We start from the raw sequence: 15,334 nt of genomic DNA, 5'->3' as shown, positions 1-15,334 counted from the left end.
ACATGGTCGCAGAGGCACTTCCGGGCCGGCGCGCGGGTTCGTCAATGGAGCCGGCTCAGGTACCGCGCGGCGGACGCGGCCAGTGCCTCCTTCGCGCCGCCGGTGACCACACGCCCCCACCAGCCACCGTAGATGGTGTCGAACTCGAACGGCTCGACCAGCTCCAGCGCGCGCGTGATCACGGCCGGGCGCTCCGGGATGAGGTTCGGGTACGAGTACATGAAGCTCACCCACCGCCGGTCCATCACCACGGTGAAGATGTCGCCGGTGCAGAGCGCGCCGCCGCCCGAGGCCCAATGGAGCACGGTGCCGCCGGGGAAGTGCACGCCGCAGTTGATCAGCGTGCGCCCGGGCAGGATCTCCAGCGTCTCGCCCTCCCACAGGCGCACGTTGCCGTGCCGCTTGACCCACTGCCGGTCGGCCGCGTGCACGTACACCGGGATGTCGCCGAACGCGCGGCTCCACTCGATCATCGCGCCGTAGAAGTGCGGGTGCGAGATGGCGATGGCGGCCAGCCCGCCGCGCTCGTGCACGGCCGCGACCGTGCGATCGTCCAGGTAGGGCACGCAGTCGAAGAGCACGTTGCCGCCCTCGCCGGGCACGATCAGCGCGCGCTGCCCGATGGCCACGGCCGGCTCGACGCCGACGCCCCACAGATCGGGCGGTTCGGGGCGGACCACGCCGCGGTGCCCGGCCGCGGAGAGCCCGGCCAGCGTGGTCCAGCGCTGGCCCTCCCAGCCCGTGTATTGCCGCTCGTCCGCGCAGATGGCGCAGGTCCGCGCGTCGAAGCTCGCGGCACCGTACTGCACCCCGCAGGTGCGGCAGATCGGCAGCTCCGTCACCAGGAGAACCCTAGTCGAGCCGGGCGGTTGCTACAGAGTGCGGTGCATGATGTGCAGCCCGACGTACCCCTGCGTGGGGTGCCGGAACGCCTCCGGGACGGTCGCCAGGATATCGAAGCCGAGCGCCGTCCAGAGCTTGACGGCCGGCGCGTTGGTGGACACCACCGCGTTGAACTGCATGGCCCGGTACCCGTCGGCGGCGGCGTCCGCGAGCGCGCGCTCGCCGAGCGCCCGGCCGATGCCGCGCCCGCCGTGCTCCGGCGAGACCGCGAAGCCCGCGTTGGCCACGTGCGCGCCGTGCCCGGGCTGGTTCGGCGTGGTGTACGCGGTGCCGGCGATCGTGCCGTCCGGGTCGACCGCGACCAGCGTGCGGCCGGGCGGCGCGGTCATCCACTTGCCGCGCGCCCACTCCTCCGTGGTGTCCGGACCCCAGGTGAAGTGCTCGCCGGTCGAGATGACCCAGCGCAGGATCGGCCAGATGCCCGGCCAGTCCGCGTCGGTCGCCGTCCTGATTTCCATGCGGCCAGCCTATCGGCGTCCCACGACCGCGGTCGCCCCAAGATCATCATCCGAGACGATCGCCGCGGAGAGGCCGGCCGCGCGCAGCACCGACGCGGCCGCGGGCGCCTGCGCGCCACCGGTCTCGGTCAGCAGCAGGCCGCCCGGCGCCAGCCAGTCACCCGCGGACGCGGCCAGCCGCCGCAGCGGCGCGAGGCCGTCCGGACCGCCGTCCAGCGCGAACCGGGGCTCGTGGTCCCGCGCCTCCGGCGGCATCAGCGCCACCTCGGCGGACGGCACGTACGGCACGTTCGCCAGCAGGATCGTCACGGTGCCGCGCAGGTCCGCGGGCAGCGGGGCGAACAGGTCCCCGGTGTACACCCGCCCGCCGAGCGGCTCCACGTTGCGCCGGGCGCAGGCGGTGGCGACCGGGTCCACATCGGCCGCGACCAGGCGCGCACCGGGCAGCGCGGCCGCGGTGGCGGCACCGAGCGCGCCACACCCGCAGCACAGGTCCACGATCACCGCGGTGCCCCGGCCCACCGACCCCACGGCGGTACGGACGAGCAGCTCGCTGCGCCGCCGCGGCACGAAGACGCCGGGCGCCACCGCGTACCGCCGGCCGGCGAACTCCACCGCGCCGACCACGTGCTCCAGCGGCTCCCCGGCCACCCGGCGGGCGGTCATCGCGGCCAGCTCGCCCGGCGTGCCCGCGGCCGCGCGCAGCACCCGGGCCTCGTCCTCCGCGAACACGCACCCGGCCGCGCGCAACGTCTCCACCAGGTCGTTCACGGGCCGGAACGCTACCAGGCACGCATAGGAAACTGTCAGCAAACGCCCAGCGCCCCGAGCTGTCCGCCGGGCCGGTGCGCGCCGCATCCTCTAGGGATGGGGACCCCTGCGCCGGTGGCGATCGCGGCGGAACACCTGACCAAGTGGTACGCGGACGGGCGCGGCGTGCACGACCTGTCCCTGACCGTCCCGGCCGGCGAGGTGTTCGGGCTGCTCGGCCCGTCCGGCGCCGGGAAGACCACCACGCTGCGGATGCTGCTCGACCTGGTCCGGCCCTCGGCCGGGCGGGTGAGCGTGCTGGGCGAGGAGCCGAGCGCGGTCGCGGTGCGCGCCCGGATCGGGTACTGCCCGGCCGAGCTGACGTTCGAGCGCCGGGAGAGCGTGCTGTCGCTGCTGCACGCGCTGGACCGGGCGCGCGGCGGGCGGAACACGGTGCGGTTACGTACCCTCGCGGATCGTCTGGGTCTGGACACCGGCCGGCGGGCGCGCTCGCTCTCGCCCGGCAACCGGCGCCGGCTGGGGCTGGTGGCCGCGTTCATGCACGATCCGGACCTGCTGCTGCTGGACGAGCCGGCCGCCGGGCTGGACCCGGCCGGCCGCAGCGAACTGCTGGCGCTGATCCGCGAGACGCGGGAGCGTGGTCGCACGGTGGTGCTGTGCGCGCGGCAGGTGTCCGACACGTGGCAGGTCGCGGACCGGGTCGGCGTGCTGCACGAGGGCCGGCTGGTCGCGGTCGAGCGGGTGGAGCAGGCCGCGCACCGGCAGGCCCGGCGGGTGCAGGTGCACTTCGCGGAGCCGGTGCCGCGCGCGGACTTCTTCGGCCTGCCCGGCGTCACGGACCTGGGCGTGGACGGGCGGGTGCTGTGGTGCGCGGTGGACGGCCCGCTGGACCCGCTGATCAAGGCGGCCGCGCGGCACACGGTCACCGACATGATCATCACGGAGCCGACGCCGAGCGAGGCGCTGATCGACCGCTACTACACGGCCGTGCACAAGCCGTTCGGGAACCGGCCGTGAGCCTCTTCCTGCGTACGCTCGCCGAGTTCCACCGCCGGGCGCTGGGCTGGGCCGCGGTGGCCGCCGTGTTCGGCGTCGGCTACGTGGTCATCTACGACAGCCTCGTCGCGGACATCCCGCTCGAGATCGTGCCGCTCGCCGGCTACCTGGAGCTGACCGTCTACGGCCTGATGCCGCCGCTGCTGGTGGTGCTGTGCGCGATCGGGCTGGGCGCGCGGGCGGTCGCCGGCATCGAGGAGACCGGCGAGCTGGAACTGCTGCTGGCCGGCCCGATCGGCCGCCGCCGGCTGGTGCTCACCCGGTACGCCGGCTTCGCCGCCTCGATCGCACTGGCCGGGCTGACCATCTGGGCGGTGGTGCAGTGGTTCGTCTTCGTCGGCCGGATCGGCATCGACACCGCGCACGTGGCGGCCGCCTGCGCCGGGCTGGTGCTGGTCGGCCTGTTCTTCGGCTCGATGTCCTTCGCGGCCGGCGCGTTCACCGGCGACCGCGCGGTCGCGCTGGCGCTGGCCGGCGGCGTGGCCACGGTGGCGTACACGCTGCGCGCGCTGGCCGACACCGCCGAGGAAGCCCGGGCCATGCGCTGGCTGTCGCCGTTCCACTATCACCTCAGCGACTACTGGCCACCGCACCCGGCCGGCCCCGGCGGCTACGAGGTACTGCTGATCCTGCTCACCGCCGCCCTGCTCACCCTGGCCGTCTACGGCTTCGGCCGCCGCGACGTCGGCACCGAACCCGGCTGAATGATTGGCGCCCGCCGCGATCCGGGTATGAGGAGGTACATGGCGAAACGGAGTGACGTGGCGGTGATCGCGCACCGGCGGAAGGTGCTCGGCGGCGGGCTCGACGAGCTGCGCAAGCTGCTCACCGACGAGATCCACGACGAGCTGATCTGGTACGAGGTGCCGAAGAGCAGGAAGGCGCCCAAGAAGATCCGCAAGGCGCTCGACGAGGGCGCGAAGCTGATCTTCGTGTGGGGTGGCGACGGCATGGTGCAGCGCTGCGTGGACACGCTGGCCGGCACGGACGCGACCATGGCCATCCTCCCGGCCGGCACCGCGAATTTGTTCGCCACGAACCTGGGCATACCCGAGGACCTCGCGGAGGCGGTCCGGATCGGGCTGCACGGCACCTCCCGCACGCTCGACCTCGGCAAGATCAACGGTGAGCACTTCGCGGTGATGGCCGGCGCCGGCTTCGACGGTCACCTGATCAAGGAGGCGGACCGCGGGGCGAAGGAGCAGCTCGGACGCCTCGCCTACGTCTGGACGGGGCTGCGCCACATCCAGGACGATCCGGCACCGACCCGCGTCGTGGTGGACGGCACGACCTGGTTCGAGGGCGACGCGAGCTGCGTGCTGTTCGGCAACGTCAGCACGATCACCGGCGGGATCAAGGCCTTCGACGACGCCAAGCCGGACGACGGGTGGCTGGACGTGGGCGTCGCCACCTCACAGAACGCGATCGAGTGGGCGCGCACGCTGGGCCGGATGGCGCTGGGGCGCTCGGACCGCTCACCGTTCGTCCAGATCACCCGGGCCAAGCGCGTCGACGTGCGCTTCTCCCAGCCCACGCTGTACGAGTTGGACGGAGGGGACCGGTCGATGACCCGCAAGCTCAAGGCCAAGGTGGTCCCGGGGGCCATCACGGTCCGCGTTCCCTGAGGGGCGCGGCCCTCAACCGCGCGCGCCGGTCTCAGGCGCGGCGGCGGTGCCGGTCTCGGCCGCGCCGGTCTCTCAGGCGCGGCGGCGGTGCCGGTCTCGGCCGCGCCGGTCTCTCAGGCGCGGCGGCGGTGCCGGTCTCGGCCGCGCCGGTCTCTCAGCCGCGGCGGCGTGCCAGGTAGGCGATGCCGGCCAGGCCGCCCGTGATGAGCAGCAGCACGCCCGCGTTGATCGCCAGCATGCCGGGCAGACCACCCATACCCGCGAAGATGTCCGCTGCCGGGTCCACCTCCTGCTGCTCGTTGATCCGCTCGCCGCCGCCGACGCCGCCGGTCATCACGTCCATCGTGTCCGGCAGCGGCGCACCGGCCGAGCGCAGCGCCATCGGCATGTTGAGCCGGCCGAAGAACCAGGCGTCCGTGGTCTTCCCGTCCGGCTGCTGGCCCGGCCGGAACGCGCGCGGACCCCCCTCGGCCAGCGGGTACAGGTCGTACGAGTACCGGTCGCGGTCGCCGTACCGCACGATCAGCGTGTACTTCGGCCCGAGCTTCTTCTCGTCCGGCGTCGCGGCCCGGCCGCTCTCCCCGGTGAGCCAGCTCACCTGGCTGAGCATCGCCTCGAAGAGTTCGTCACCGTCGTCCTCCGCGGTGATCTCGATCGAGTCCTCCAGATCGTCGCCGGAGAGCACCACCGCGGTCGGCTTCGCGTCGTCGGCCAGCGCCGGTCCCGGGCCGACGAGCAGCGCGGTCACGGCCAGAACGGCCATGGCCGCACCGGTGACGAACCGCCGGACGTTCTCTCGGATCATGAAACCCGCCCGTTCCTCGGATCGAGACCTCTGCCCTGCCTACCCTTCTAGAGTTCGCAGGACACGCGAATGTTGCATCGGCCTTGGCCGGAATTTGGAACCATGTGCGACTCGCGGCCGACAAAGAAGATAAATCCTTGATCAGCCGCCGCATCGTAACCAGCTGGAGGTATCTGATGGGTCTCAGGGGCACACGCTGGACACTCGCGGTCTGCGCCGGCCTGCTGGCCGCGCTCGCCGGAGCGTCGCCCGCGCTCGCCCACAACTCCTTCACCGGCAGCAGCCCGGAGGACCGCGCCACGGTCGACACCGCGCCGAAGGAGATCGAGCTCCGCTTCCTCGACGCGGTCGAGGAGGACAGCACCACAATCACGATCACCGGCCCGGGCGGCGCGTCCAGCCTGAGCGGCACCCCTCGCTTCGACGGCAAGAAGGTGTTCGCCCCGTTCAAGCCCGGCCCGGCCGGCGACTACAAGGTCACCTACGAGATCCCCTCCGACGACGGCCACCCGGTCACCGGCGACTTCACGTTCACCCTCTCCGCCGCCGCCGCGTCCGCCGCCTCACCCACGCCGTCCGCCGCCCTCACCTCCGCCGTAGCCCCGGCGACCACCGAGGCCGTCCCCGCCACCGACGCCCCGGTCCTCAACCCCACCGCCGGCGACAGCACCGACCAGAACACCCCATGGTGGCCCTGGGCCGTCGGCGGCGTCCTCCTCGTGATCGCGATCGCCGGCGGCACCATCGCCTGGGGCCGCACCCGCACCCCAACCCCCTGACCCACCCGCCCGCACGCCCACCCACCCCGCGTGTCGACCCACCTCGCGCGTCGACCCACCCCGCGCGTCGACCCACCTCGCGCGTCGATCTAGGCCGGATTCGCGTGACTGGTGATCGACGCGCGGGAATCGGCCCTAGATCGGCGCGGGGTGGGCGGGGCGGCGCGGGCGTGTGGGGTGGGATGTCCGCCGGCGTGGCGTGCGCGCACCCTGCGCGTCGATCTAGGCGGGATTCACGCGACTGGAGATCGACTCGCCGGAATCCGCCCTAGATCGACGCGCAGGGGTGGAGGGCCGGCGAGGCGGAGCGCCTCGGGCGGAGCGCTCGCTGCGGCGGCGCCGCAGCGAGCCAGCCGGTCCCGCTGTGGCCGGTCACGCTGTGGCCGGTCCCGCTGTGGCCGGTCCGCTGTGGCGGGTCACGCTGTGGCCGGTCCCGCTGTGGCCGGTCCGCTGTGGCGGGGCACGCCGTGGCTGGTGCGGTGCGGGGCGGTCAGGCTGTGAGGCGGGTGTGGGCGGTGCGGAGGCGGGTGAGGATGCGGTCCCGGCCCAGGGCCTCCAGGGACTCGAAGAGGGGGAGGCCGATCGTGCGGCCGGTGACCGCGACGCGGATCGGGGCCTGGGCCTTGCCGAGCTTGAGGCCGCGCTCCGCGCCGACCGCCTCCAGGGTGGCCTTCAGTGCCTCGGGGGACCAGTCCTCCTGGGCCTCGTAGGCGGTGATGGTGGCGGCCAGCAGGTCGGCGGCGCCCTCCTTCATCGCCTTGGCCCAGGCGGCCTCGTCGGTGGGGGGCTCGGGGAGGAACAGGAAGTCCACGTTCTGGTTGATCTCGCTGAGCAGGGCGATCCGGGTCTGCGCCAGCTCCGCCACCTTCGCGAAGACCAGTGGGTCGAAGTCGGCGGCGTCCCACGGGCCGTTGGCCAGGAAGGGCTGGCAGGCGGCGATGAAGTCGTCCAGGCTGAGCGCGCGGATGTACTCGCCGTTGAACGCGCGCAGCTTCTTCTCGTCGAAGAACGCGGGGGAGGGGTTGACCTCCTCCAGCCGGAACTCGTCCTCGATCACGGACCACGGCACGATCTCGCGGTCGCCGGACGGGGCCCAGCCGAGCAGCATCAGGTAGTTGCGCATCGCGTCCGCGAGGTAGCCCTCGTCCCGGTACTGCTCCAGCGCCACCTTGTCGCGGCGCTTGGACAGCTTCTGCCGCTTCTCGTTGACCACGACCGGCACGTGCGCCCAGATCGGCGGCTTCACGCCGAGCGCCTCCCACAGCAGCTGCTGCTTCGGCGTGTTCGGCAGGTGCTCCTCGGCGCGGATCACGTGCGTGATGCCCATGATCATGTCGTCGACCACGTTGGCCAGCAGGAACACCGGCGAGCCGTCGCCGCGGGCGATCACGAAGTCTTCCAGGTTCTTGTTCTCGAACGTGGGCTCGCCGCGCACCAGGTCGATCACCGTGGTGGCGCCCTCGTCCGGCGTACGGAAGCGCAGCGCGCGGCCCTCGCCCGGCTCCAGCCCCTTGTCCCGGTGGAAGCCGTCGTAGCCCTGGTGCTGCGAGCCGTTGCGGGCCTGCACGTCCTCGCGGGTGCAGTCGCAGTAGTAGGCGCGGCCGGCCGCGTACAGCTTCTGGGCGGCCTCGCGGTGCTTCTCCGCGTTCGCCGACTGGAAGTACGGCCCCTCGTAGGTGCCGCGGCGGATGCCGATCCAGTCCAGCGCGTTCAGGATGCCCTCGGTCCACTCCGGCTTGTTGCGCGCCGCGTCCGTGTCCTCGACCCGCAGCACGAACACCCCGCCCTGCTGCTTGGCGTAGATCCAGTTCTGCAGCGCGGACCGGGCGCCGCCGACGTGGAACATGCCAGTGGGAGAGGGGGCGAATCGCACACGTACCGTCACCCGCTCAGCCTAACGGCGGCGCCCAGCCGATTTCGACGCGCCCCGAGCGGACGCTCACCGGGCCGCGACGTGGATCGCCACCGCGGCGCCCGCGAGAACCGCGCCGGCCGCCAGGTGCGCGGCGAGCCGCAGAGCCGCCCGCCGGTCGCCGGTCACGAAACCCGCGCCGTCGACCATGATCCGGGTCGGCCGCGACTCGTCGTAGATGACCGTGACGCGGTTGCCGCGCACGGTCGCGGCGGTCTGCCCGCGTCTCGGCTGGGCGATCACCTCGTGGTCGTTCCGCGTCCGGAACCGCACGACCGGCGTGAACCCCTCGGTGCCGTCGGCGCTCGTCACCCGCCGGACGTCGACGATCTCGCCGGGCACCCGGCGGCCGGTCCGCACCAGCGCCGTCGCGGTCCGGTGCCGGGTCACGCCGGTCCAGGCCGCCGCCACCGCGGCCCCGAGCAGCAGGAACGGCACTCCGACGGCGATCGACACCGGGCAAGCGTATGCGATCGGCCCGCGGCGGGTCAGCGGACCGTACGGATCTTGAGGACGAACGCGCTGCCCAGCAGCGTGATCAGTGCGGTCAGTACGTACAGCGTCGGATAGCCGCCGAGATGGACCACGATGGGGGCGGAGAGCAGCGGCCCGAGCACCTGCGGCGCGGCGTTGGCGATGTTGATGACGCCGAGGTCCTTCGCGCGGTGCGTGGCGGCCGGCAGCACCTCGGTGATCAGCGCGGCGTCCACGGCCAGGTAGACGCCGTAGCCGCCGCCGAGCAGGACGGCCGCCACGATCGCGGCGGGGAAGGTGGGCCAGACGGCGAGGATCGTCGCGGCCGCGGCCATCTCCACGCCGGACCAGATGACGAACGGCTTGCGGCGGCCGGAGCGGTCCGAGACGCGGCCGGCGAGCACGGCCGTGGCCATCATGCCGGCGGTGTAGAGCAGGATCAGGATCAGCAGGCCGGTCTCCGGGTCGGCGTGGTGCACGCCGTCGGCCAGGAAGTACAGCAGGTAGAGCGTGCCGAGCGCGTTCCCGAGCTGGACCAGGAAGCGGGTGCCCCAGGCCCAGGCGAAGTCGGGGTGGCGGCGCGGGCTGATCCACATCGCGGCGGCCAGCGCGCGCGGGGACAGCGGCGGGCGGTGGTCGCGCGGCAGCGGGTCGTCCGCGGTGCGCAGCGCGAACGGCAGGCCGAGCACCAGCAGCGCGATCGCGATCGCGGCGTACCCGCCGATGGTGCCGGTGAAGACCGCGGTGGTGAGGATCGCGCCGACGACCAGGCCGAGCGACTGCGGGATGCCGACCCAGCCGGAGACGGCCGCGCGCTGCGCCACCGGGACCCGGTCCGGAACGGCCGCGGTGAGCGAGGCGAGCATCGCGTTCAGGCAGATCTGCACGGCGGTCCAGGCCAGCGCCACGCCGAGCAGCGTGTGCTGGTGGGAGAGCAGCACCAGGCCGGCCGCGGCCAGCACCGCGCCGCCGAACGTCCAGGCGTGCCGGCGGCCCAGCTCCCGGCCGCCGATCCGCGGGCAGGTGCGGTCGGAGAGCGCACCGGCCACCGGGTTCGCGATGATCGCGGCGAACGCGCCGGCCGCCATCACCCAGGCGAGCGCGGCCTCCTTGCCGGCCGGGGCGATCCGCTCGATCTGGATCGGCAGCAGCACCTGGATCGGCGTGAAGAACGCCATCCAGAGGCCGAGGTTGGCGCTGAACAGCAGTGCGGTCCAGGTACGCGGGACGCGCACGGTCGGCTCGGTCAGCGCGGGCGGCAGCGAGGCGGGTGTGGGGTCGATGGTGGTCAGCTGCCACCTCCGGCGCGCGGGGGCCTGCGAAACGTGAAAGGTGTTCGGACCTTAGTCGCTCGACGCGCCGAACGGAAGGCCGCCGAGCCCGGCGCCTCCGCGGAGGCCGCCGGGCCCGGACCCGTACCGTCGAAATGATCTTCAGAGGCGGAACCGGCCGACCAGGGTCTGCAGGTGACTCGCGGTGCCGCTGAGCGTGCTCGCCGCCGCCTGCGAGGTGTCGACCGCGCCGCGGGTGGTGTCGACCGTGTCGTTGACCCGGTTCATGGTCGCCGCGATCTGCTCGCTGCCCTGCGCCACCTCGCCGATGTTGCGGGCCATCTCGTTCGTGGTCGCGGCCTGCTCCTCGACCGCGGCCGCGATCGCGTTCTGGAAGTCGTTGACGCGGGTGATCGTGGCGGTGATCGCCTCGATCGCCTGGACCGCCTTCGCGGTGTCGGCGTCGATCGCGGACACCCGCGCGGTGACGTCCTCGGTGGCCCGCGCGGTCTCCTGCGCCAGCTCCTTGACCTCGCCCGCGACCACCGCGAAGCCCTTGCCGGCCGCGCCCGCCCGGGCCGCCTCGATGGTGGCGTTCAGCGCGAGCAGGTTCGTCTGCTCCGCGATGCTGGCGATCAGCTTCACCACGTCCGCGATCTTCTCGCTGGACACGCGCAGCTCGTCGATCACGTCCGCGGCCTTCTTGGTCAGGCCGACGCCGTCCCGGCCGGCCGCGGCGGCCTCCTGCGCGTTGCTGGAGATCTCGCTGATCGACGCGCCCATCTCCTCCGCGCCGGCGGCCACCGTGGAGACCGCGCGGGAGACGTCCGCCGCCGTCCGGCCGGCCACCCCCGCCTCGGACGACGCGGTGGAGGACGCGGTGGCCAGCTCGCCGCCGACGTCCGCGACCCGGCCCGCGGCCTGGGAGACCTGCCGGGACGCGTCGGTGACCTCGCTCATCAGCTCGCGCAGGCCGGTGACCGCGGTGTTCAGCGCGTGGCCCATCCGGGCGATCTCGTCGCCGCCGCTCGGGGCCACGCGGACCGTCAGGTCGCGCTCGGCCAGCCCGGCCAGCGCGCCGGTCAGGTCGCCGACCCGGCGGGAGATGCGACGGGCCTGGCCGTACGCGATGACGCCGCCGCCGAGCGCGAGGATCAGGCCGACCGCGATGAACGCGGTGAGCATCTCGCTGCGGCCCGCCTCGACCTTGTCCAGCGCCGCGGAGTAGTCGGGCAGGTAGCCGCCGACCGCGATCGCCCACTTGTACGGCTCGTAGTAGCTGATCACGGTGCGGGTGTCCGCGACCGCGGAGTCGGTGGTGCCGGCCAACTGGTACGTGGCGGTGGCGCCCGCGTCCGCCTCCAGCGACTCGGCCGTGGAGATGATCTCGTCGACGTAGGCGGTGCCGTCCGCGTCCGTGGCGTCCAGCAGCGTCTCGCCCACCGCCTCCTCGATGTTCGAGGCGATCACCCGGCCCCGGTCGGTGGCGCCGGCGCTGAGCACCGAGACCCAGCCGTTCCGGCCGACCGTGGTGGCCGCGATGGTGTCGGTCAGCTCCTGGATCGCCTCGGCCTGCGGCACCCCGTAGAACAGCGAGCCGATCACCCGCCCGTTGGCGTCCTTGACCGGGTCGTACGCGGTGATGAACCAGGTGCCGACCACCTGCGCGACGCCGCGGTAGGAGTTGCCCGCCTTGATCGCGGAGGCGACCGCGTTGTCCGAGCCGTCCGCGTTCTTCGCCGGGATGTACGTACCGATCGCGCGGTTGCCGTTCGCCGCCTTGACGTTGGTGGCGACCCGGAGCAGGTCACCGGCCTCGTTCATCCGCTGGAAGACCGTGACGTACCCGCCGATCAGGCCGGTGATGTCGTCCACCAGCGGCGTGGCGCTCCGCAGGTCCCGGTTCTGGCCGAGCCATTCGCCGCCGACCTCGACGCGCGGCAGCGAGACCGCGGTGGTCTTCTGGTCCACCTGGTTGATCGCGTTCCACGAGACGGTCTGGCCGCCGTCGAGGCTCATCCCGCCGGAGTTGGCCAGCACCGTGTTCGCGGTGGTCATGTTCGCGTTGACCTGGTTCTGCACCGTGTCGCCGGACGCCTTCACCAGGCGGGTGATGCCGGCGCTGACGTGGTTGAGGTCGTCCTGGGTGAGCGTGTTGACGCTCTCCTCGGTGGTCTCCTGGAACGAGTTCGACTCGTAGGCGCCCACGCCGACCAGGATCGACGCGGTCACCACCACGCCGCCGACGCCGAGCATCAGCAGCTTGTGCCGCAGCTGGAACCCGTTCTGCAACCCACCAACACGCATGACCGGCCAGATCGACGGATCATGTCCTGTTCTGAGCGAAAGTGAGAAATCCCCTGCCGGTCGCCGTGGTGACGCCGGCAGGGGATTCGTGGCGGAATGTCAGGAATCGCCGCCGGTCTCGCCGACCGGCGCCGCGTGCACGTCGTCGATCGCGTACTTGCGGGCCGCGTCCCCGGGTACGCCGGCCGGTACCTTGCCGTCCAGCGCGAGCTGGCGCAGCGTGGCCACGGTGATCGACTCGGCGTCCACGTGGAAGTGGCGGCGCAGCGCGTGCCGGGTGTCCGACATGCCGAAGCCGTCCGTGCCCAGCGACGTGTAGGACCCCGGGATCCACCGCGCGATCAGGTCCGGCACCGCGCGCATCCAGTCGCTGACGGCCACCACCGGGCCCTCGACGCCGGCCAGCTTCTCCTGGACGTACGGCTTGCGCGGCGCGTCCGACGGGTGCATGAGGTTGTGCTCCTCGACCTCGACCGCGTCGCGGCGCAGCTCGGTCCAGGACGTCACCGACCACACGTCCGCGGCCACGCCCCAGTCCTGCGCCAGCAGCTGCTGCGCCTTGAGCGCCCAGCCCATGCCGGTACCGGAGGCCAGGATCGCCGCCTTCGGGGCGTCGCCGTCCACCGCGGGCGCGGGGGAGTAGCGGTAGATGCCCTTGAGCAGGCCCTCCACGTCCAGGTCGTCCGGCTGGGCCGGCTGGATGATCGGCTCGTTGTAGACGGTGAGGTAGTAGAAGATGTTCTCCTGCTTCTCGCCGTACATGCGGTGCAGGCCGTTCTCCACGATGTGCGCGATCTCGAACGCGTACGCCGGGTCGTACGCCACGACCGCCGGGTTCGTGGCCGCGAGCAGCAGCGAGTGACCGTCCTCGTGCTGGAGGCCCTCACCGTTGAGCGTGGTGCGGCCCGCGGTGGCGCCGAGCACGAAGCCGCGCGCCATCTGGTCCGCCGCGGCCCAGAAGCCGTCGCCGGTCCGCTGGAACCCGAACATCGAGTAGAAGATGTAGAGCGGGATCATCGGCTCGTCGTGCGTGGCGTAGGACGAGCCCGCGGCCGTGAACGACGCGACCGAGCCGGCCTCGTTGATGCCCTCGTGCAGGATCTGGCCGGTCGTCGACTCCTTGTACGACAGGAACAGCTCGCGGTCCACCGACGTGTAGTTCTGGCCGTGCGGCGAGTAGATCTTCTTCGTCGGGAAGAGCGAGTCCATGCCGAACGTGCGCGCCTCGTCCGGGATGATCGGCACCCAGCGCTTGCCGAACTCCTTGTCCTTCATCAGATCCTTGAGGAGCCGGACGAAGGCCATGGTGGTGGCGATCTTCTGCTTGCCGGAGCCGCGCTTGACGTCGCCGAACGTCTCGCTCGCCGGGATCGGCAGCTTCTTCGCCTCGGTGCGCCGCGACGGCAGGTAGCCGCCGAGCGCGCGCCGGCGCTCCTGCAGGTACTGCAGCTCCTCCGAGCCCTCCGCCGGCTTGAAGTACGGCGGCAGGTACGGGTTCTCCTCCAGCTGCTTGTCGGAGATGTCCAGGTAGAGCCGGTCCCGGAAGGTCTTCAGATCGTCGAGCGTCAGCTTCTTCATCTGGTGCGTCGCGTTGCGCGCCTCGAAGTGCGAGCCCAGCGTCCAGCCCTTGATGGTCTTGGCCAGGATCACGGTCGGCTGCCCGGTGTGCTCCATCGCCGCCTTGTAGGCCGCGTAGAGCTTACGGTAGTCGTGCCCGCCGCGCTTCAGGCCCCAGATCTCGTCGTCGGAGAGACCCTCGACCATCTTGCGGGTACGCGGGTCGCGGCCGAAGAAGTGCTCCCGGACGTACGCCCCGGACTCCGCCTTGTAGGTCTGGTAGTCACCGTCGGGCGTGGTGTTCATCAGGTTGACCAGCGCGCCGTCGGTGTCCGCGGCGAGCAGCGGGTCCCACTCCCGGCCCCAGACGACCTTGATGACGTTCCACCCGGCGCCGCGGAAGAACGACTCCAGCTCCTGGATGACCTTGCCGTTGCCGCGCACCGGCCCGTCGAGGCGCTGCAGGTTGCAGTTGACCACGAAGGTGAGGTTGTCCAGCTCCTCGCGCGCGGCCAGGCCGATCGCGCCGAGCGACTCGACCTCGTCCATCTCGCCGTCGCCGAGGAACGCCCACACGTGCTGGTCCGACGTGTCCTTGATGCCGCGGTTGTGCAGGTAGCGGTTGAACCGCGCCTGGTAGATCGCGTTCATCGGGCCGAGGCCCATGGAGACGGTCGGGAACTCCCAGAAGTTCGGCATCAGCCGCGGGTGCGGGTACGACGGCAGGCCGCCGCCGCGGTGCGACAGCTCCTGGCGGAACCCGTCCAGGTTGTCCTCGGTGAGCCGGCCCTCGAGGAACGCGCGCGCGTACATGCCCGGCGACGCGTGGCCCTGGAAGTAGATGTGGTCGCCGCCGCCCGGGTGGTCCTTGCCCCGGAAGAAGTGGTTCATGCCCACCTCGTAGAGGCTGGCGGAGCTCGCGTACGTGGAGATGTGCCCGCCCACGCCGATCTCCGGCCGCTGCGCGCGGTGCACCAGTATCGCGGCGTTCCACCGGATGAACGCGCGGATCCGGCGCTCGATCATCTCGTCGCCGGGGAACCACGGCTCGCGCTCCGGCGGGATGGTGTTGATGTAGTCGGTCGCGGTCAGCGGCGGCACGCCGACCTGTCGCTCCCGCGCCCGCTCCAGCAGTCGAAGCATGACGTAGCGCGCGCGCTTGGCGCCGCCCTCGTCGATCACTCCATCAAGCGACTCGACCCACTCACTGGTTTCTTCGGGGTCGATGTCCGGAAGCTGGCTTGGTAGGCCATCGCTGATGACCGGGCGCTTGCGTTCCGTGGCCACGGGCATTCCTCAGGGTAGATGGAAACGGCATATCTGTGGGATAAGTCTCTCTGGCCATCCTGCCTCGTGTGACGGGGGGCGTCACGCTTACCACCGTCAGACGCGATGCTTGACACAGATACCGGGCGG

The 15,334-nt window shown here is 72.1% G+C and carries 13 protein-coding genes; 4 read left to right on the top strand and 9 right to left on the bottom strand.

Annotated elements, in window-relative coordinates:
* Window positions 1-41: 41 nt before the first annotated feature.
* The 3 genes from J2S41_RS25890 to J2S41_RS25880 are packed head-to-tail and all read right to left on the bottom strand — an operon-like array spanning window position 42 to window position 2,132.
* Entirely contained in the window at window positions 42-842 is an 801-nt protein-coding gene (locus tag J2S41_RS25890; protein WP_310371315.1) for an MBL fold metallo-hydrolase, read from the bottom strand.
* Between the two features lie 30 nt (window positions 843-872).
* The gene (locus J2S41_RS25885) at window positions 873-1,361 is read right to left on the bottom strand and encodes a GNAT family N-acetyltransferase (RefSeq protein WP_310371314.1); all 489 of its coding nucleotides are present in this window, start codon (window positions 1,359-1,361) and stop codon (window positions 873-875) included.
* 9 nt (window positions 1,362-1,370) lie between these two features.
* A complete protein-coding gene (locus tag J2S41_RS25880) occupies window positions 1,371-2,132 on the bottom strand; it encodes a putative protein N(5)-glutamine methyltransferase (protein WP_310371313.1) in 762 nt (253 codons plus the stop codon).
* A gap of 96 nt (window positions 2,133-2,228) precedes the next feature.
* On the opposite strand from J2S41_RS25880, the gene J2S41_RS25875 reads away from it, so the two are divergent.
* From J2S41_RS25875 to J2S41_RS25865, 3 genes are read left to right on the top strand one after another with little or no spacing between them, the layout of a single operon-like run.
* Window positions 2,229-3,149, top strand: a complete 921-nt coding sequence (locus J2S41_RS25875) for an ABC transporter ATP-binding protein (protein WP_310371311.1) — start codon at window positions 2,229-2,231, stop codon at window positions 3,147-3,149.
* The gene (locus J2S41_RS25870; protein ID WP_310371308.1) at window positions 3,146-3,892 is read left to right on the top strand and encodes an ABC transporter permease subunit; all 747 of its coding nucleotides are present in this window, start codon (window positions 3,146-3,148) and stop codon (window positions 3,890-3,892) included. Before J2S41_RS25875 ends, J2S41_RS25870 begins: the two co-directional genes overlap by 4 nt.
* A gap of 39 nt (window positions 3,893-3,931) precedes the next feature.
* Window positions 3,932-4,813, top strand: coding sequence for a diacylglycerol/lipid kinase family protein (locus tag J2S41_RS25865; RefSeq protein ID WP_310371306.1), 882 nt, complete (start codon window positions 3,932-3,934; stop codon window positions 4,811-4,813).
* A gap of 154 nt (window positions 4,814-4,967) precedes the next feature.
* Here J2S41_RS25865 and J2S41_RS25860 read toward each other — a convergent pair whose 3' ends face one another.
* Window positions 4,968-5,618, bottom strand: a complete 651-nt coding sequence (locus tag J2S41_RS25860) for a hypothetical protein (RefSeq protein ID WP_310371304.1) — start codon at window positions 5,616-5,618, stop codon at window positions 4,968-4,970.
* A gap of 176 nt (window positions 5,619-5,794) precedes the next feature.
* Between J2S41_RS25860 and J2S41_RS25855 the strand changes: the two genes are divergently transcribed.
* Window positions 5,795-6,397 carry a copper resistance CopC family protein gene (locus J2S41_RS25855; protein ID WP_310371302.1) on the top strand — a complete coding sequence of 201 codons (603 nt, stop codon included), beginning with the start codon at window positions 5,795-5,797 and terminating at the stop codon, window positions 6,395-6,397.
* Window positions 6,398-6,887: 490 nt separating this feature from the next.
* Here the strand turns inward: J2S41_RS25855 and gltX are convergent, their stop codons facing one another.
* From gltX to aceE, 5 genes are all read right to left on the bottom strand, one after another.
* Window positions 6,888-8,282: a glutamate--tRNA ligase gene (gene gltX, locus J2S41_RS25850; RefSeq protein WP_310371300.1), complete on the bottom strand. Its 1,395-nt coding sequence runs from the start codon at window positions 8,280-8,282 to the stop codon at window positions 6,888-6,890.
* A 54-nt stretch (window positions 8,283-8,336) separates the two neighbouring features.
* Window positions 8,337-8,765, bottom strand: coding sequence for a DUF3592 domain-containing protein (locus tag J2S41_RS25845; RefSeq protein WP_310371298.1), 429 nt, complete (start codon window positions 8,763-8,765; stop codon window positions 8,337-8,339).
* Between the two features lie 32 nt (window positions 8,766-8,797).
* A complete protein-coding gene (locus J2S41_RS25840; RefSeq protein WP_310376539.1) occupies window positions 8,798-10,075 on the bottom strand; it encodes an MFS transporter in 1,278 nt (425 codons plus the stop codon).
* Between the two features lie 141 nt (window positions 10,076-10,216).
* Window positions 10,217-12,361, bottom strand: a complete 2,145-nt coding sequence (locus J2S41_RS25835; protein WP_310371296.1) for a methyl-accepting chemotaxis protein — start codon at window positions 12,359-12,361, stop codon at window positions 10,217-10,219.
* Window positions 12,362-12,460: 99 nt separating this feature from the next.
* Complete coding sequence (gene aceE, locus J2S41_RS25830) at window positions 12,461-15,205, bottom strand: pyruvate dehydrogenase (acetyl-transferring), homodimeric type (RefSeq protein ID WP_310371294.1); 2,745 nt, start codon at window positions 15,203-15,205, stop codon at window positions 12,461-12,463.
* Window positions 15,206-15,334 lie beyond the last annotated feature (129 nt).

The organism is Catenuloplanes atrovinosus (assembly GCF_031458235.1).
Classification (GTDB): domain Bacteria; phylum Actinomycetota; class Actinomycetes; order Mycobacteriales; family Micromonosporaceae; genus Catenuloplanes; species Catenuloplanes atrovinosus.
This window is presented reverse-complemented; position numbering and strand designations above follow the sequence as displayed.

Bases quoted from the DNA above. Each gene is read 5' to 3' on its own strand.
- J2S41_RS25885 (WP_310371314.1), bottom strand. From the start codon at position 1,361: ATGGAAATCAGGACGGCGACCGACGCGGACTGGCCGGGCATCTGGCCG.
- J2S41_RS25875 (WP_310371311.1), top strand. From the start codon at position 2,229: ATGGGGACCCCTGCGCCGGTGGCGATCGCGGCGGAACACCTGACCAAG.
- J2S41_RS25865 (WP_310371306.1), top strand. From the start codon at position 3,932: ATGGCGAAACGGAGTGACGTGGCGGTGATCGCGCACCGGCGGAAGGTG.
- J2S41_RS25860 (WP_310371304.1), bottom strand. From the start codon at position 5,618: ATGATCCGAGAGAACGTCCGGCGGTTCGTCACCGGTGCGGCCATGGCC.
- J2S41_RS25855 (WP_310371302.1), top strand. From the start codon at position 5,795: ATGGGTCTCAGGGGCACACGCTGGACACTCGCGGTCTGCGCCGGCCTG.
- J2S41_RS25835 (WP_310371296.1), bottom strand. From the start codon at position 12,361: ATGCGTGTTGGTGGGTTGCAGAACGGGTTCCAGCTGCGGCACAAGCTG.